The organism is Sphingomonas sp. (assembly GCF_025353885.1).
Taxonomy (GTDB): domain Bacteria; phylum Pseudomonadota; class Alphaproteobacteria; order Sphingomonadales; family Sphingomonadaceae; genus Sphingomonas_O.
Window position 1 is genome coordinate 37,081 of the sequence record NZ_JANXNX010000115.1, and the last position, 18,478, is coordinate 55,558.

At 60.8% G+C, this 18,478-nt stretch carries 11 protein-coding genes; 2 read left to right on the forward strand and 9 right to left on the reverse strand.

The window, feature by feature from the left end; translation table 11 throughout:
• The first annotated feature begins 66 nt into the window (after positions 1–66).
• Positions 67–3,228, forward strand: a complete 3,162-nt coding sequence (locus Q0R02_RS13375) for an efflux RND transporter permease subunit (protein WP_293884277.1) — start codon at positions 67–69, stop codon at positions 3,226–3,228.
• Here the strand turns inward: Q0R02_RS13375 and Q0R02_RS13380 are convergent.
• Genes Q0R02_RS13380 through Q0R02_RS13405 form a run of 6 tightly spaced genes read right to left on the reverse strand, consistent with a single transcriptional unit; the run spans position 3,214 to position 10,983 of the window.
• The gene (locus tag Q0R02_RS13380; RefSeq protein ID WP_293884278.1) at positions 3,214–3,894 is read right to left on the reverse strand and encodes a response regulator transcription factor; all 681 of its coding nucleotides are present in this window, start codon (positions 3,892–3,894) and stop codon (positions 3,214–3,216) included. The genes Q0R02_RS13375 and Q0R02_RS13380 overlap by 15 nt on opposite strands.
• Positions 3,891–6,545 carry a sensor histidine kinase KdpD gene (locus Q0R02_RS13385; RefSeq protein WP_293884280.1) on the reverse strand — a complete coding sequence of 885 codons (2,655 nt, stop codon included), beginning with the start codon at positions 6,543–6,545 and terminating at the stop codon, positions 3,891–3,893. Before Q0R02_RS13385 ends, Q0R02_RS13380 begins: the two co-directional genes overlap by 4 nt.
• Entirely contained in the window at positions 6,542–7,132 is a 591-nt protein-coding gene (kdpC, locus tag Q0R02_RS13390) for a potassium-transporting ATPase subunit KdpC (RefSeq protein ID WP_293884281.1), read from the reverse strand. The genes Q0R02_RS13385 and kdpC overlap by 4 nt, the downstream gene beginning before the upstream one ends.
• An 11-nt stretch (positions 7,133–7,143) precedes the next feature.
• Entirely contained in the window at positions 7,144–9,165 is a 2,022-nt protein-coding gene (kdpB, locus tag Q0R02_RS13395) for a potassium-transporting ATPase subunit KdpB (RefSeq protein ID WP_293884282.1), read from the reverse strand.
• 11 nt (positions 9,166–9,176) lie between these two features.
• The gene (kdpA, locus tag Q0R02_RS13400) at positions 9,177–10,880 is read right to left on the reverse strand and encodes a potassium-transporting ATPase subunit KdpA (RefSeq protein ID WP_293884284.1); all 1,704 of its coding nucleotides are present in this window, start codon (positions 10,878–10,880) and stop codon (positions 9,177–9,179) included.
• A gap of 13 nt (positions 10,881–10,893) precedes the next feature.
• On the reverse strand, positions 10,894–10,983 hold the full coding sequence (locus Q0R02_RS13405; protein ID WP_293884286.1) for a K(+)-transporting ATPase subunit F: 90 nt from the start codon (positions 10,981–10,983) through the stop codon (positions 10,894–10,896).
• A 195-nt stretch (positions 10,984–11,178) separates the two neighbouring features.
• Between Q0R02_RS13405 and Q0R02_RS13410 the strand changes: the two genes are divergently transcribed.
• Positions 11,179–11,541 (forward strand): PilZ domain-containing protein, encoded by a 363-nt coding sequence (locus tag Q0R02_RS13410; RefSeq protein WP_293884287.1) that lies wholly within the window; start codon positions 11,179–11,181, stop codon positions 11,539–11,541.
• A gap of 464 nt (positions 11,542–12,005) precedes the next feature.
• Here Q0R02_RS13410 and Q0R02_RS13415 read toward each other — a convergent pair whose 3' ends face one another.
• From Q0R02_RS13415 to Q0R02_RS13425, 3 genes are all read right to left on the reverse strand, one after another.
• Entirely contained in the window at positions 12,006–12,182 is a 177-nt protein-coding gene (locus Q0R02_RS13415) for a hypothetical protein (protein ID WP_293884289.1), read from the reverse strand.
• An 83-nt stretch (positions 12,183–12,265) separates the two neighbouring features.
• Complete coding sequence (locus Q0R02_RS13420) at positions 12,266–17,284, reverse strand: hypothetical protein (RefSeq protein WP_293884291.1); 5,019 nt, start codon at positions 17,282–17,284, stop codon at positions 12,266–12,268.
• A 123-nt stretch (positions 17,285–17,407) separates the two neighbouring features.
• Complete coding sequence (locus tag Q0R02_RS13425; RefSeq protein WP_293884293.1) at positions 17,408–18,460, reverse strand: hypothetical protein; 1,053 nt, start codon at positions 18,458–18,460, stop codon at positions 17,408–17,410.
• Between the last annotated feature and the right edge of the window lie 18 nt (positions 18,461–18,478).

Here is an 18,478-nt window from a genome sequence, read left to right on the forward strand (position 1 = left end):
CTATCCTGATCAGTCTGAGGCCTATGCGATACTGGTCCGGACAGCGTGCAAAAGCATCATGACGCGATGATTTCCCGCGTTTTTATTGATCGACCGATCTTTGCTTGGGTGCTGGCGATCATCGTCATGATGGCGGGCATAGGCGGCATCCTGGCGCTGCCGGTCGAACAATTTCCCGACATTGCGCCGCCTTCGGTCAACGTTCGCGCCAACTACCCCGGGGCATCGGCTGAAACGCTGGAATCAAGCGTCACTCAGGTAATTGAGCAGCAGCTGACGTCGATCGATGGCCTGCTCTATTTTTCGTCGCAATCCAGCTCGGCGGGATCGGTGTCGGTCACGGTGACCCTGGCCAAAGGAACTAATCCCGATATCGCGCAGGTGCAGGTCCAGAACAAGGTCCAGCAAGCGCTTCCCCGTTTGCCGCAGGCGGTCCAGCAACAGGGACTGGTCGTTACCAAATCATCGAGCGATCCGCTGATTATCGCTGCCATTTACGACGCGAGCGACCGGGCGACCAGTGCCGATATCGGGGATTATCTCGTCTCCAACCTGCAGGATTCGCTGTCGCGGCTGCCGGGCGTTGGTGATATCAACGTGTTCGGATCGCAATATGCGATGCGGATCTGGATCGACCCGTTCAAGCTGGCGCGGGTCAAGTTGATGCCGAGCGATGTGCGGACGGCGATCGAGGCTCAGAACACCCAGGTCGCTGCCGGACAGATTGGCGGCCAGCCGTCGCCCGATACGCAGATGCTGAATGCCACCATTACAGCGCGTTCGCGCCTAACCAGCGCCGAACAATTTCGTGACATCATCGTCAAGACGCAGACTGACGGATCGACCGTTAGGCTGCGCGATGTCGCCCGTGTCGAACTGGGCAGCGAAAGCTATTCTTCGATAAGCCGACTAAACGGTCATCCCGCCGCAGGCATCGCGATCTCCCTTGCGCCCGGTGGGGATGCGCTGAAAACGGCTGAATTGGTTCGCAACGAGGTGCTCCACCAAGCGGAATCGTTTCCGTCGGGTTTCAACTACGCCTTCCCCTATGACGCGACCGCGTTCATCAAGCTTTCGATCAACGAAGTCATCAAGACATTGCTTGAGGCGGTCTTGTTGGTGGTGATTGTCATGTTCGTGTTCCTGCAAAGCTGGCGGGCAACCCTGATTCCGGCAATTGCCGTGCCAGTCGTTTTGCTGGGCACTTTCGGCGTGCTCGCCATAGCCGGCTATTCGATCAACACGCTGACACTGTTCGCCATGGTGCTGGCCATCGGGTTGCTGGTCGACGATGCCATTGTCGTGGTCGAGAATGTCGAGCGGGTTCTTGAGGAAAATCCCGACATGTCTCCCCGCGACGCGACCATACAGTCGATGGGTGAAATCCAGACGGCACTGATCGCTATCGCACTGGTGTTGACGGCGGTATTCCTGCCGATGGCGTTCTTCGGCGGATCGACCGGTGCGATTTACCGTCAGTTTTCGATCACGATCGTGTCGGCGATGGTCCTGTCTGTGCTGGTGGCGCTCGTCCTGACGCCGGCGTTGGCGGCAACCCTCTTGAAGCGGCCCGATGTGCATGCCCAGGCGCAAGGCAACGGACTTGCTGCCAAAGCGCATCGTCTTGGAGAAAAATTCAACGGCTGGTTCAATCGCACCGCCGATCGCTACCGTAACTCAATCGTCACGATCTGGGAGCGCCGTTATATCTCGCTCGGTGCTTACGCATTGGTGGTCGTGCTTCTGGTGGTCGTGTTTTTACGCCTGCCGACCAGCTTTTTGCCGAGCGAGGATCAGGGGCGAGCGCAGTTGCAATTTACTTTGCCCCCAGGAGCGACCCAGGCGCGGACCATTGCTGCAGCCAAGGCGATCGAGGATTATTTCTACAAGAATGAAAAGGCCGACGTACCGATCGTCTATACGGTCGCGGGGCAGGGACAAGGTGGAGCAGGACAAAATGCCGGAAGAGGATTCATTGCCTTCTCGCCGTGGGACGAGCGTAGGGGTGAAGAACACAGCGCCGCCGGAATCGTAAAGCGCGTTACCGCGGGGCTGGCGAACTTGCGCGATGTGCAATTCTTTGCGCTCAATCCGCCGACCGTGCGTGGCCTCGGCAACTCGACCGGATTTACCGTCGAACTGCTCAACAGCGGTGGTCTCAGTCGCGAAGATTTCACGCAACGCAAGAATGCCTTGTTGGATGCAGCCCAAAGGGACGATCAGCTTACCGCCGTCCGCCTCAACGGCCTTGAAGATACACCGACTCTCAACGTCGATATTGATCAGGAGAAGGTTGGCGCGCTAGGCCTCGTGCAATCGCAGGTCGATGCCACCCTATCCGCTGCCTGGGGGGGGAACTATATCAACGATTTCGTTGACAGGGGCCGGGTGAAGCGCGTTTATCTCCAGGGCGATGCCCAGTTTCGTAGCAAGCCTGACGACCTGTCGAACTGGTTTGTCCGATCGGCCAACGGTGAGATGGCGCCATTTTCCGCCTTTGCCACGACATCATGGCGAGTCGCTCCGGTGACGCTCAGCCGCTTCAATGGCTTGGCCGCATTCGAAATTCAGGGACAGGGAGCGGGTGGCGTCGGGTCTGGGGCCGCCATGAAGCGGATTGAGGCAATCGCGGCGACGCTACCGGGCACGTCGATTGCGTGGAGCGGTCTTTCGTATCAGGAGCGCCTATCCGGCGCACAGGCGCCCTATCTTTATGCGTTGTCGCTGGCGGTGATCTTCCTGTGTCTGGCGGCATTGTATGAAAGCTGGTCGATCCCGTTGTCGGTTATGCTTGTCATACCACTGGGACTGGTGGGGGCGGCGGTTGCGGTCGCCTTGCGGGGGTTGGACAACGACGTTTTTTTCCAGGTAGGCTTACTGACGACGATGGGGCTTTCCGCCAAGAATGCGATCCTGATCGTGGAGTTTGCAGAACTGGCCGAGAAACAGGGCAAGTCGGCTTTCGATGCGGCACTGGAAGCAGCACGCCTGCGATTGCGGCCGATCATCATGACCAGCCTCGCGTTTATTTTCGGTGTCATGCCGCTCGCTCTTTCGACGGGGGCAGGTGCCAAAAGCCGGGTGGCGATTGGTACTGCGGTCGTCGGGGGCACCCTGACCGCGACGCTGTTGGCAATATTCTTCGTGCCGCTGTTTTTCGTGCTCGTGCGCAAGATGTTCCACGGATCGGATGCGAGCTCCGGGCCGGCGCATTCAGAATCCGACTAGACGATAACCCACTCCTGGTTCATTCCTGATCAGCTCGGGGCTGGAAGGATCAATCTCCAGCTTCAGCCGCAACCCGCGAACCGCGACACGCAGATATTCGATGTCGGTCCGGTGCGCCTGACCCCATACGGTCGACAGTAACTCGGTATGCGTGATGACGCGGTCAAGATGGCGCGCGAGTTCGGTCAGAACCCCATATTCTTTGGGGGTTAGGTGGATTTCATTGCCATCGCGCAAGACCTGCCGGGAAACGGTGTCGATAACAATGTTACGCACAGTCACCGGCCCGGATGTCGAATTTCCCCCCGCGCGACGGCGCAGCGCCGCCCTGACGCGCGCCAGCAGTTCCTCGGTGTCGAATGGCTTCACCACATAGTCGTCGGCCCCAAGGTCGAGTGCTGCAACCTTCTCGCTGGTCGCATCACGCGCCGTCAGGACGATCAGCTCACGATCCATCGCCTTGATCAGAGGGATCAGTTCCAGGCCATCGCGGTCCGGCAGGCCGAGGTCGAGTAAGATCAGCTCGCAACCGGGCCGCCTGGCAATGACAAGAGCCTCGACGGCATTGGCCGCCTCATCGACCGCATAGCCAGCCCGTCCAAGCGCCGCATTGACCAGCCGGCGGATGGCAGGTTCATCATCGACGATCAAGATTTGTCCGGTCACTGGGCAGTGGCCGGCGTCACGCGACGCAGCATCGCCTCTGGCCAATCTATTTCGAAGCGAGCCCCACCATCTTCCCCATTTGCGGCCCGCACGGTCAGGCCCATGGCATCGGAAAACCCCTTTACGATCGCCAGCCCCAGTCCCGTCCCGCCGCTCCGGTCGTCGCCCTCGACACGCGAAAACCGGAGGAAGATGTCGTTTTCACCGCCGAGCGGAAGGCCCGGACCCTCATCGCCAACGACGAGGCGCAGGCCATTGCGAGAGCGCGTGGCCGTCACCGATATTCGACCAGAGACCGGCGAGAACTTGGCAGCATTGCTCAACAGGTTGATCAGGATATGATGGAGCATCCGGGGATCGGCCTGCACAAATGGCAGGTTGGGAGCGACGTCGAGAATAAGCTGGTGGGTCGCTAATTCGGCTCGCAGGTCCTGCGCGGCAGACGCAATCGCATCCACCAGATCGGTCGCCTCGCGCTTCATGACAAGCGCCCCCGTTTCCAGCCGGGTCATCTCCACGAGGTCGTCGAACACCCGCCGCAAACGACGCGCTTCGCTTTGCAGCAAATCCGATGTCTGGGATGATCCATGTTCGACGGCCAGGGCGTTGGCCGCAGCGACTACCGCGGTAAGCGGCGTTTTCAGGTCGTGGCCCAGAGAAGACAAAAGGGTAGCGCGCAGCTCGTCGCGTTGTTTGAGCGCGTCAACCTCCCACGCATTCGCTTCGATCTTTAGCCGCTCATGGGCCAGTGCCGCCTGTCCGATGAGCGTTGAGAATAATATTCGCTTTTCCGTCGGCACCGGGTCGCCGGAGGTGGAACGCGCGATACCCAGCACCCCCAATGTCCCCAGCGCCGTTATCAGCGGGTGAAATTGCCAGTCAGAGGCATTCAGTGTCTCGCTGTCGCGGCCCGACACGGTCCCCTGGTCGAAAGCCCATTCGGCGGCAGCAATGTCGACGGGGCCGAGCGATGGCTCATGGGGGCTGGCGCTAGTGACTTGCAGGGGCGAAGTTCGGCTGGTGAACAATACGGTCGATACATCGAGCAAGGCGGAGATTTCTTCGCAAACTGCGTCCGCCGTGCCCTTTCCATCCGAGACCCCGGCCAGACGTTGCCCGAATGCGGCCAGTGCGGCATTCTCGGTCGCGGTGCGAGCACCGATCGTCGCCTCGCGCTTTAACCTACCTGTCATCTGACTGGCGATTGTGCCGACCATCACGAACACGAGCAGCGTCACGACATTTCCGGGATCGCTGATCGTGAGGGTGTAAAGCGGCGGCAGGAAAAAGAAATTATAGGCGAGGGCGGCCGCAAAACTGGCGAGTAGGGATGACCGCAAGCCGAATAACGTTGCCGTGGCGATAACCGGGATAAGGTAGATAAGGTCGATTGAATTTGCTCCGACAAATGGCCTCATCAGAGCGGCCAAGGCGGTCGTCAATGCGATCAGGCCGAGGCTGCCGCCAAACCCGCGTATCGACCCCTTGCGTGTGACGGCGACATCTTCAGGCGGTGGAACGCCGTCGCTGACCGGCACGACATGGATCGCGACACCATCGAGTTGGCGCACGAGGTGGTCGACCACCGATCCGTGACGTAGTTCGAACCACCAGCTCCGGCGCGATTTTCCGATCACGATGGCCGTGGCTCGGGTCTCGATGATGTGCGCGCATAGCCCGGCCAGAACGGTGCGAGCCGGGACAGTGACGATCGTTGCGCCCAATGCTGCGGCCAGCTTCAACGCGCCTGCCATGCGCTCGCGCGAAAGCGGGCCGAGTGTGGCGGTTCGCGGGGTTTCCACATTCACCGCCGTCCATGGCGCTCGCAATGCGTCGGCAAGGCGCTTGGTGGCCCGGATCAGTGCTTCGCTACCGGGTTGGTCGCCGACCGCCACGACCACCCGTTCGCCGGCTGCCCAGTTTCCGCTTTCTCCGGCCAGACGGATATGGTCGAGCATTTGCAAGTCGATTGCCTGTGCCGCCCGGCGCAGGGCCAGTTCACGCAAAGCGGACAAGTTCGACTTTGAGAAGAAATGCCCGAGCGCGCGCGATGCCTCGTGCGGGACGTAAACCTTGCCGTCCTTCAACCGCTCGATCAGTTCGTCGGGCGGAAGGTCGACGATCTCGATTTCGGCATCGTCGAGCATTGCGTCCGGCACCGTCTCGCGCACCCTGACGCGGGTGAAACCTGCCACGACGTCGTTCAGGCTTTCGACGTGTTGGATGTTGAGGGTCGTTAGGACGTTTATCCCGGCGTCGCGCAATTCCTCGATATCCTGCCAGCGTTTAGGGTGGCGACTGCCGGGGACGTTGGAATGCGCAAACTCGTCCACAAGAGCGACCGTCGGGTGGCGCGCCAGCAGCGCGTCAATGTCGAATTCGTGAAGTTTTTGCGCGCCGTAGGTCACCGCGCGGCGGGCGATGACCTCGAAGGGCGCCACCAGCGCCTCCGTCTCGGGGCGGCCGTGGGTCTCGATAAAGCCCACGACCACATCGGTGTCGCCGCGAAGCATCTCGGCTCCCTCCCGCAGCATTTCATAGGTCTTGCCGACTCCCGGCGCGGCACCCAGGAATATCTTCAGCCGTCCACGCGCTTCCCGCTTTGCAACTTTCAGCAGTGCTTCGGGTGTCGGGCGGGGCAGGTCACTCACTTGGATGTTTTAGCAGATAATCCGTCGATCTGTCGATTGAGCATCAGGACGTTTACATGGGCGTCGCCGATCAGGCCAAGCGCCGGAAAGGCGATAGCGTGCTCGACCTGTCGATGAAGCTCCGTTGCAGGCATGTTCCGCGCCTTGGCAATACGGCCGACTTGAGAAAAAGCCGCCTCCGGGCTGAGGTCAGGATCGAGCCCGGAAGCGGAAGTGGTGACGAGGTCGGCCGGAAGGGGCCCCGCCATTCCCTGTACGCGAGCCTCAGCGACCCGGTTCGCGATAGCATCACGCAAATCCTTTGATCCGGGCGCGAGGTTGGTCGCTCCCGATGCGCTGGCGTCGTACCCCTTGCCAGCGGCAGAAGCCCGAGGGTGGAAATAGCGTGCGCCAACAAATCCCTGGGCGATCAGCTCGGAGCCGACGACTGTGCCATTGGCAACGATCAGGCTGCCGTTGGCTTGGACCGGAAAGGCGACCTGCCCGAGCCCGGCAATCAAGGCGGGATAGGCAAGGCCGGTGATGCCCGCGAGCAGCAGGAGGATCACGACGGCAGGACGGATAGCGGTACGGATTTCTGTCAACATGTTGATTATCCTCAAGCGAGATGAAGGCCGCTGACGACCAGGTCGATAAGCTTGATGCCGATGAACGGCGCGATCAGGCCGCCGAGGCCGTAAACCATTAGGTTACGCGCCAGCAGCGTCCCGGCCGGGGCGGGCCGGTATTTCACGCCTTTCAAAGCCAGCGGGACCAATGCCGGGATGATCAGCGCGTTGAAGATGATTGCCGACAGGATCGCGCTTTCCGGGCTGCCGAGGCGCATGACGTTCAGCACACCCAAGCCAGGATACAGCGCCACGAAAATGGCAGGCAGGATCGCAAAATACTTGGCGACGTCGTTGGAAATCGAGAACGTCGTCAGTGCGCCCCGCGTCATCAGCAACTGTTTGCCAAGCCCGACGATCTCGATCAGCTTGGTCGGATCGCTGTCGAGGTCGACCATGTTGCCCGCCTCACGCGCCGCCTGCGTGCCGGTGTTCATCGCCACGCCGACGTCCGATTGCGCCAGCGCCGGAGCGTCGTTGGTGCCGTCGCCGCACATTGCGACCAGCTTCCCGCCCTCCTGTTCCTTGCGGATCAGCGCAAGCTTGTCCTCGGGTGTTGCTTCGGCAAGGAAGTCGTCGACCCCGCTTTCCGCAGCGATACTGGCGGCGGTAAGCGGGTTGTCGCCGGTGATCATCACCGTCCGAATCCCCATATTCCGCAATTCCCCGAACCGCTCGCGGATACCGGCCTTGACGATGTCCTTCAAGTGAACGACGCCTAGCAAGCGGGCACCATCGGCGACGGCGAGCGGCGTTCCGCCCGAGCGCGCGATCTCGTCCGAGATCGCCTTCAGGGCCTTGGCCGCGACCGGGTCGACACTGTCCCCCAGTCGCCGCAGGACGGCGTCGACCGCACCCTTGACCAGCGAACGATTGCCGATCTGCAAACCGCTAACGCGGGTTTGCGAGGTGAACTTGATCGGCTCTGCATCGGTAGGCATCGCCTCGCCTGCGCCGGCCAGCACTACGATGGAGCGGCCTTCTGGCGTTTCATCGGCGAGGCTGGCAAGATGCGCCGCCGCGATCAAATCGCGATCGCTAACGCCCGGGATGGCAAGAAATGCGGTCGCTTGGCGATCGCCGATGGTGATCGTGCCGGTCTTGTCGAGCAACAGTACGTCGATGTCACCGGCCGCCTCCACGGCGCGTCCCGATTTGGCCAGCACGTTGAAGCGCACCAGCCTGTCCATTCCGGCGATACCGATCGCCGATAGCAAGGCTGAAATTGTCGTGGGGATTAACGTCACGAACAATGCGACGAGAACCGGAACCGCCAGGCTGCCACCTGCATAGGCCGCAAAGGAGGGCAAGGAGGCAACCGCGATCAGGAAAATAAGGGTTAGGCCAGCCAACAATATGGTCAGCGCGACTTCGTTTGGGGTCTTTTGGCGGCTCGCTCCTTCGACCAGGGCGATCATGCGATCCAGAAACCCCTGGCCCGCACCCGCGGTGACGCGCACCTTGATTGAATCCGATATGACTCGCGTCCCTGCGGTCACCGCTGAACGGTCGCCGCCGCCTTCGCGAATCACAGGGGCGCTTTCGCCGGTGATGGCAGCCTCGTTGACGCTGGCGACGCCCCAGACGACTTCGCCATCGGCGGGAATCAGGTCCCCGGTTTCGACCAGCACGACATCGTCGATGCTCAGTTCGGTTGCGTTGACCAGTTCCCAGCTATCGTCGAGCTCGATCAGTTTCTTGGCGCGAAGGTCGGCCTTGGTCGATCGCAACGATGCCGCTTGGGCCTTGCCGCGACCCTCTGCCATCGCTTCGGCAAAATTGCCGAACAACACCGTCAGCCACAGCCAGAACACCAGTTGCGCCTGGAACATGACGCTGGTTGAGTCGGTGAAGATGCCCTTGATCAGCAAAACCGTAGAGAGCGCCGCGACCAATCCGGTCACGAACATCACCGGGTTACGGATCAGCGTACGCGGGTTGAGTTTCACAAAGCTGTCGCGAGCCGCCGCCGTTAGCAATGGGCCCGTAAACAACGAAGTTTGGTTAGCCATTTCAAATACCCTTAAAGGACGGTGCCGGCGGCGATCTGCGCCTGGTCGGCAATCGGTCCGAGGACGAGTGCGGGCAGGAATGTCAGTCCGCCGACGATGACGATGACGGCCATGAGCAAGCCGATCCACAGCCCCCCGGTGGTCGGGAAAGATCCCGCACCTGCCGGGATGCGCTTCTTGGTGGCGAGACCGCCTGCGATGGCGAGGACGGGCAGGATCACCCCGAAGCGCCCGACGAACATGGCCAAGGCAAGCAGCAGATTATAAAAGGGTGTATTGCCCGTCAGCCCGCCGAAAGCTGAGCCGTTGTTCGCAGTCGCGCTGGTGAAAGCATACAGGATTTCGGAAAATCCATGTGGCCCCTTGGCAAGCGGTCCCGCCAGCCCGGCGGGCAAGACGCTCGCCACCGCCGACAGGGCGAGGATCATCAAGGGCGGAATGACGATGGCGATGACAGCCAGCTTCATTTCACGCGCTTCGATCTTTTTGCCGACATATTCGGGGGTCCTGCCGACCATCAACCCGGCGATGAACACCGCGAGAATACAATTGACCAGTACCGCATATAGTCCCGACCCGACCCCGCCGATCACCAGTTCGCCAAGCTGCATGTTAAACATGGCTATCATCCCGCCGAGCGGCATCAGGCTGTCATGCGCCGCGATTACGGCCCCGGTGGACGTTGCCGTGGTTATCGTCGCGAACAGCGCGGAGGTCGCGACGCCGAAGCGAACTTCCTTTCCCTCCATGTTGCCGCCGACGATGCCGAGAGCGTGGTGGATGGGGTTGCCCGCCGCCTCTGCGCCATAAGTGACCGCGACACCGCCGACGAGCAGCAATAGCATGGCCGCCAGAATCGCATAACCCTGGCGGATATTGCCTACCGCCTTGCCGAAGGTCAGCGTCAGGCCGGCACCGATCACGAGTATGCTGAGCATCTGGATGAAATTGACGACGGCACTAGGATTTTCAAAGGGATGCGCTGAATTGGCGTTGAAGAATCCGCCACCGTTCGTGCCCAGCATCTTGATCGCGAGCTGCGACGCGACCGGTCCCAACGTCAGAACCTGCTTTGTCCCTTCGACCGTCGTGGCTGTTGCCGAAGCGGCAAACGTCTGTGGCACGCCGAGCGCCACATAGACTACGGCAAGGATGATCGAGATAGGCAGCAGCAGATAAAGCGTCGTCCGGGTCACATCGACCCAAAAATTGCCGATCCCCATTCCTTGCTTGCGTGCAAACCCACGAATGAGTGCGAACGCGACTGCGATACCCGTGGCTGCAGAAAAGAAATTCTGAACGGTAAGGCCAAGCATCTGGGACAGGTGCGATAGCGTGCTTTCTCCACCATAATTCTGCCAGTTGGTATTCGTGACGAAACTGACCGCCGTGTTGAACGCCAGATAGTTTTCCACCGCCGGTAAGCCTTGCGGATTGAGGGGCAGGACGCCCTGAAGCTTCAAGATCGCGAAGAGCATGGCAAAGCCTGCAATATTGAAAACCATCAGCGCACAGGCGTAGCCGACCCAGCTTTGATCCTTGTTCGGGTCGATCCCGGCAAGTTTGTATAATCCCGTCTCGATCAAAACGAGCGGACGGGCAAGTGGCATCTCGCTACCGCTATACAGTGAATACATCCATGATCCCGCAGGCCGCGCCAGCGCAACCGTGACTGCTATGAAAAGGAGGATCATCCCCCAGCCGATAAGTGTCATTGCGTGCGCTCCCTCAATATCGTTCGGGACGTGCGAGCACGGCCAGCAAATAGAAAAGCACGATTGCGGCGACGATCGCGCCGAGCAGAAGATCGATGGGCATTGGTCCGCCTGTCGTTAAGTCAGGCGTCACCCATGGCCGAAATGGACGTTAAGGTTCGCGGTGGATTGCCCGGCTCCGGCGTAAAGAAACCGTAAAGCCAGAAGCGCGCGACCATAGAACGCGGCGTTAAGATTTGTTTGACAACAGTCCGTTAAGGCAGGCCCAGCGGGGAATGTATAGCCCCGGGGAACACACATGGTATCGAATGTCCAACGGCTTGAAGCACCTTTAATCGACCCCATCAACCGTCGGTCGTCTCCCCGCGTTTCGGTGTTGGTGGCCCAAGCCAGCGTGCGGAAGTTCAGCGAACAGCCAACCGAAGCCGTTCTTGGCGACCTGTCCATCTATGGCTGCAGAATTCAATCACCCCTCGAACACAGTGCCAATGAGCGCGTCTGGCTGCGCTTTTCAGGAACCAATCCAATCCACGCTACCGTTGTCTGGAGCGACAAGGGATTTGTTGGCTGCCGGTTCGATGTTCCGATCGCGAACAGTCTTTTTCGATCGCTAACGCTAGATGGCACGCCACAACTGAAAATTGCCGAAATCACACGCTGAGTGGGATAATCCGGCAGTCTTAGTTTGCCAACTGGCCCAACATTTCGGACCAGCGTGCGTCCAGATCCTTGCTGACCCCGTGTCTTGACGAAACGTTGAAAAAAACGGTCGCTGGATTTGAACATCAACATGCAATCTCGCGCTGACCATGCCCACAGTGCCAGTCAGCAAAAAGATGTTCTCGCGATGCTGTAACGCCGTCATTTTCGTCGCCATGAACGCGTGGTCGAAGGCCTCCATCCGGCTTTTCTGCTGGTGAAAGAAAGATGGGCCTGTCGCAGCCGCACAAAGCCCGACGGCAGGCGTCCGATACTTGTTATTCTGTTGCCGGGTGATGGTTGCCGCCTCCTTATCAAAGGTAGGAAGATCGAAGTATCTTCGATGGCCCGTTTGCGCAGAACGGCAAACGGCTTCCGGTGACGGATAACCATATCGGCGTTTACCCGGATCGTCACCCTGCAGAATCACTCGTCTTGTTCATGGGCTTTCTCGCCGAGATCATTCGGGCCGCCGATTGGCTGCCCCGAAACAATTAGCCCTACGTCATTGTCCGCGGTCAAACCCGCCGGACCCATCTGGTTTGCGACCTTATTTATGGTTCCCTCATCTTCGGCGGTCGTGTTATTATCGTCAGGAGTCATGGAAATTACCTTGCTGCCGTAACGAAGCATCAATTCACGGCCGTTCGATGAGTTCCCTGGGAGGGCGATCGTTGTAGGCCGCCTCAGCGGCGCGACGATCCCAGGCCCAGCCCGGACAAGCTTTTCTGGTCGAACTTGAAGCGCAGGGTCACATAAGGTCCCGAACGGGTGTAGCGTGCATCGTTATAGTCGCGGTCATTATAGCCGACAATATTGTAGCCTACCGAAATATAGCCATTCTTGAACGGAGCAATGCCAACTGCCGGGCCACCGGAATAACTGATGGCCCGTCCTGCAGCGCTTTCGCGGACAGTTCCCGACACGCCCAGGTCGATCTTTTCAGACAGGTCGAACTTGATGTCCGCACCGACGACATTCGACCAGCCGGTCAGGTCGTCGCTGTCGTAGCGATCGGCCACATATCGGCTGCCCCAAAACAGCGACAATTCGCTGCGACCGAGATAGCGGCCTTCGCTTTTCGTTGTGGGCGACCAATTGACGCTGAGGCTGTTGATAATCCGCCGAGAAACAGCATCACCGGTGATCAGCAACACCGAACCTATCGCATCGTTTTGCCCCGCGACCGCGTTCGAAACCTTGTCGCTGCGGAGTTCCAGCTTTTCGAGCCACGCGAAGCGGCTGTTGTCGGGGCGATTGGCCCAGCTGACCGCGAGCGCCGCAGACTGGGTGGTCGGACCGGCATTCTGTTTGGCGCGGAACCAGCTTGCAGTCGCTCCCAAGGCGCGACCCTCGCCCAGCGTGCGAAGCATCGACGTGGTAATGCCATAGCGATCGGAAAGGTCGCCGTTGCGATATTCGGCGCGACCGTTCCAGCTCCAGCGATCGCCGCGATACGTTGCGCCGCCGGTGACAGCGGTGAAATCTTCGGTAATCGTGTTGTTGATGCCCAGAAACCCGCCACTCGCGACCGGCTGATTAACGTTTAACACGCGTGAGGGATCGATCCCACCGAGGGTCTTGTTGCCGTCGAGCGTGAAATCCACAGTCCAGCGTTTGCCAATCGGCAACGACTGGGCAAGGCCGTAGGCGGCGTAGCTGCGTGGTCCGTATTCAGCGACATCCTGGCGATTGGCCGTCGCGACCAGACGTCCGCCCGCCCATGGCTTGAGGTCGAAGCCAATGCGCGCCGTCCGCGCATCGACCGACTTGCCGCTGGCGATTTCGTACGAGCCGATCAGAGTTACCGCCGACGTCACCGCAAAGCGTGCCGTGGCAGTGTGACGCGCAGGAAAATCGACGCTCCGGCTCACGCCGCCGGGTGCGAATTCGGTTTGCGCGTCCAGTTCCAAGCGATTGTTGAAAAGCTTTTTGGTGGCACCAAGCTGGATGATCGTCGAATTGGCGGTCGTTCCATCCACGAGGCGATCGTTGGCAATCGTGACCCCGGCACGCAGGTCGAGGGCCTTGGTTCGATATTCGACCTTCGCGAGCCCCGCGTTGCGACGGGCGTCGCTGCCAAGCTGGATTTCCTGCCATGCGCTCCCGACCAGCGACAGTTCGGGCGAAATGCGCAGGCGGCCATCAGCCCCGAACTTGCGCGTGCCGACTTCCGAAGCATTTTGCTGGCCAACACCAAAGCCCGCCTGTTGTTCGCGCGCATAGGCGAAGATGTCGTACTTCGGACCGTGATGCTCGGCCTCGACAAGCCATGCGGTCGATGCACCGGCGCTTGCGACATTCGATCCTGGCCGAACCTTGTTGCCGCTGCCCGCAAATTCTGCACGGATTTCGGTCGAGGCCGAAGGTGTATAGCGAACATCGACGCCACCGACATTGGTGCGCGCGACGTCGTCTTCGTTGTGAATGCCGCTGGCGCCGACCGTCAGTGTCTTGGCGCTGTTGGTCCATGATGCACGGCCACCGGCGTTGGTGACACGCTGGGCGACGCCATCGACTTCATAGTCAGCGACGATGAACTGCGGGTCGAGCAGCGACGAGCGGCTCACCACTGGCGAACGGAACGTTAGTGTGCCCGAAACATAGTCGATGTCGTAATCGATGTGCCGCGTCAGGACCTTGCTCTCGATGATCTTGTCCGAACGCAGGCGGTCGCGAACTTCGATCGTGATCTTTTCGCTGTTCGGCAAGATGTCGCGCGCCGCCAGACCATAGGGACCGCTGAGGCCGTTCCCCTGGATTTCCTGGCGACGATGCCGATAGGGCGTGTCCGAGGCGAACGCGGTCGCGGCCACATGTTCCGACCGATACTGCGCCTTCAGACCGTTGAAGGTGCGGACGTAACGCGTGAGCTGGGGTTCGGCCATGCCGGTTTCATAGTCACCGAACAGCGCATAGAACTGCGGCCGTTCGAGGCGAACGTATAGCTTGCGGATCGATGCGGCGTCGTAGCGACGCTCGCTGCGGTCGGCATAGACGGTGTAATAAGCCTGCGGATCGAGCGTGCCGCCGAACCGGGTCTGGTCTTCGTGCTTGGCGCTGTCGTAAGACAGTGTCAGCAGCCATTTGCCCTGGATCTTGCCCTTTGCATAAAGCGCCACGCGACCGCTTGTCAGCCACTCGTCCGACCCCTTGCCGAGTTCTTCGAGACGACCCTTCACGGTGTTGAAGCCAGCCGTTCCCGAGGCAAAGCCAACGACAGTCCACGGACGATCTCCCGGCGTTAACCAGGTGTCGATCCGCTGCGAACGGGTCACTTCGCCATCGCGAAAGGGCAGGGTCAGCGTCAGCGTGCCCGAAGCCGTCGTTGGCTCCAGTTCGATATAGGCGACGCCGTCGTCCCCGTGGACATGCCAGACCGGGCGGGCGCGTTCCAGACCGGCGAGCTGGCGGGCTTGCTGGGCGTCGGCTTCAACGGCGGGATAATAAGGGGCGGGCACGCTGAAGTCGCCGACCAGACCGTGATGGATCGGCTTGCCATCGCGATCGGTCAGGCGAACGGCGATTACGGGCCGGGTCACGCCGTCTGCCACCAGCGACGAGCGGTCGCGCAGAAATTCGGCGTGGAGCGGGCTTGCCGAGAAGTGGACGTCGCGGGACAGGTGCTCGACCACCGTTCCGCTGGCGTCGCGGACCTCGGCGGTAAAACGGGTGTCGCGGTCGTTAAGGTCGAGCGCGCGCCACAGGGTGACGGCAACGGTGGCGTCGGCGTTCTTGCGCGTCCCGTCCAGCGCCATTGCATCGACCGGCTTGCCGTTGGCAAACAGGCTGACCGTCTGGCTTGGCAGATGCTTGATGGCAACGCGCACGGCTTTTGTCCGCGGGTTGTGATCGGGTTCGGGGAACAGCCATGCGATGCCCGGGGTCTGGCCGCTAAACCAGTCGCGCTCGGCGCCCGCCGCGGCCTGGTCGGTCGCGGCGCTCAATGGCGCAATGGCTGTCGCGGTCGAACGCGGCGCGTTGAAACCGGCGGTTGCGTGGAAGTCAGCGCGCAACAGGGCACCACCCTGGCCTTCGACAAAGCGCGAGATAGCGCTGCCTGCAGAACGCGCGTTGAGGGCGCAGTTTGCAGGCACGAGGTTGGGGCCGAGCGTCGACGGATCGATCTGGACGACATGCGTGCCCGGCAACACGCCTTCAAAATGATAGCGCCCGTCAATCTCGGTGACCGAATAGCTACCATCTTCCATCATTACGCGGACCCCCGCGATCCCATTGGTCGCCCTGGGGTCGACGCTGCATCCGCCATCGGTAATGCGACCGATGATGGTCATGCGATCCGAAATGCCGTCGCGGGCGATGCGGACGGCGGCGTCCGCAATGGCGCTGGTCGTTCCGAATGTATCGCGCGCCTGCGCCCGGTTGATCGCTTGGCCTGACTGCGCGTCGGGACGAACCTCCAGCAGGTAAGTGACGACACCCGATGCGCGGATGGGCAGCGCCGGGAGCCTGATATCCAGGTCCCGACCATCACTACTAGCCGTATAGGTTATGAGTTCACCATTGTAGCGAACCGTGTTTGGTTTCAGGCGCATCGCCGATGGCAGGTGATCGGTCACGGTGACAATGCCGGTGGCGCGCGTGGCATCGCTATTGGTCACCGTAATCCGGTATTGCACGGCGTCGCCGGGAACCGCGACCGCTGCGGAAGCCGCCTTACGAAGGGTCAGGCCGCCCGCAGGCTTGTCGGCGGGAAAGTCGATCCGCACCGGGGCTGGGTCCGATAACACGAAAATAGCCCCATAGGAGCCGGGACCGAGCGCGAAGGGAAGCCCGTCAGGTCGTCGCAGACTGGCAAGGTCAGCCGGATTTGACAGTGACGGCACAGTGTAAGGCGAGGGGGGCCGAACCAGCAGCTTGTAACGGCCGGGTTTGGCAAAGGGAAAGCGATATTCGCCCGCTGGGAAGGTGTAAGTAGCCCCTCTCGCATCAACAACAGTAGTTCCTGTAACCAATGTGGATGGAAAGAGTGAAGTGCCGTCGTCGCCGTACACGGTTGCGGGAGCGCCCGTATCCGCATCGATGAGCGTTACGGTGGTTCCATTGATGGGCGTGGCGTCACGGCTGTCAAAGACAGCGCCATAGGGATCTATCAGCACCTCGACCGGCGTATTGGCGATCAGCGAACCATCGGCGCGAACTGAATCGAGCTGCAGCTTGTCACCAGGCTGGAGCGAAAGCTCGCAATCGTGCAATACGGGGCTGGGAGGAACCGGAGAGGTTCGTATCATGCCGACGAACTGGCCGGTATTGACACCGCTTTCGCCGAGGACCAGCGTCTCCTCATCCCCGGCAGGCGTCTTAAGCGTTACCGTCAGCGTATCGACGCGCGAAGGGTCTCGATTGTCGACTGCCGAAGTAACGCGGATCACCAGGGGTTCGCCTGCGCGCAAAAGTGTTGTCTGCTCGACGGTGGCAGGGCTGAGAGGGGTGTCGGCGTAAGCGCCGGTCAGCACCACTGGACGGTCGCCGACTTTCCCGCGACAAATCGTCTGCGGGATGTTCAGTTGCTGGCCGTTCGGCGTGGTGGCGAAGTGGAACGTGGAAAGCGTCAGGGTCGCGACGTTGCGGTCGACCAACAGGTCGACGCGGTTCGACTGGCGAACAACCGTTGCGTTTCCCGCGTCCCATTGGATCGTCGCGGTATTGCTGATCGTATCGGCGCGCGCGGGTGTGCTGCCCATGGCGGGCGCCATGGCTGCAAGCAAAACTCCGAAGGCCCTCAGATGGTTAATCGCGTTACCTATAAAAAAGGGCACGACGGTACACCGCTTGCCAGGTCAGCAAGGAGCGAGCCGTCGCGCGCATCAATTTATCGTTGTCCGGAAATAAAGCGTGCGGGCCGTGCCCGCCGCGACCGTCGCCAGCGTGCCGCTGACCGTTCCGCCAGAGAAAGTGCCGCCAGCGGTGCCGTCCGCATTGCAGGACCCACTGGTAACGGTTCCGTTGATGAAAATGCTCCCTGGCACGAATGTCGTCTGCGTCGGCAACGTGTCCGAAATCGCCACATTACTGGCGCCCGCACCACCGGCAGCGTTGGCGGTCTGAATGCAATACTCGACGACAGCGCCCGGAATAAGCTTTGGATTGGTCGTGCCGTTCGATGGATCCGATATGACCTTGCTGATCTTGGTCACCGTCAGCGTCGCGCCTGATACGGTATAGTCGTCGCGTGCTGAAAATTGGCCGTCGCGTGCGGCATCGGTCGAGCCTGCACCATCGGCGAACACGGTGTCCTGGCCCGCGGTATTGGCACCGGTGGTCTCGGTGATCACAACGCCCGGGGCACCGGCTCCCCCGGCCTCACGCGCTTGTGCGGTCAGCGTAATGCCTGCGACATCGCCATTGACGCGATTGGCGGGAATATTAGCGACGACAAAAACAGTTCGCGATGCATCGGCGGCGATTTCGTCGAGGTAGGTGACGGCGAGATCAGTCCCTGCGTCGTACGTGCCATTGGTGTTGGTATCGATGAACAGGCCCGGCGCCGAAACATCGAAATTGTCGGTGCCGCCATGCTGGGCGGTGCCGCCCGCTTGCTGAGCAACAGCGAGACCGAGATCGAGCGGCGCGTTGGACGTGTTTGTGACCGTGAAGGTCGTAACCGCGGCGGACTGACCGGGAGCAACCGTCGTCGTCGCCGTGCCCGTTTCCGCAACCGTCAGCGTGATCTTGCGATCCACAGTAAATGTGTTCGTCGCGCTGACGGCGGTCTGGGCAACGCCCCCCACCGAATAACCGACCGAGACCGTGTTGGTAATGGTGGACCCGGCGGTCGTGCCCGCGGCAAAAGCAGGCGCACTGACGCCGGTCAGGACGACGGTCCCAAAGGCGGCGAGATTGCGAAAGTAAGATGTCATCGTTTTGGTCCCCGAGAA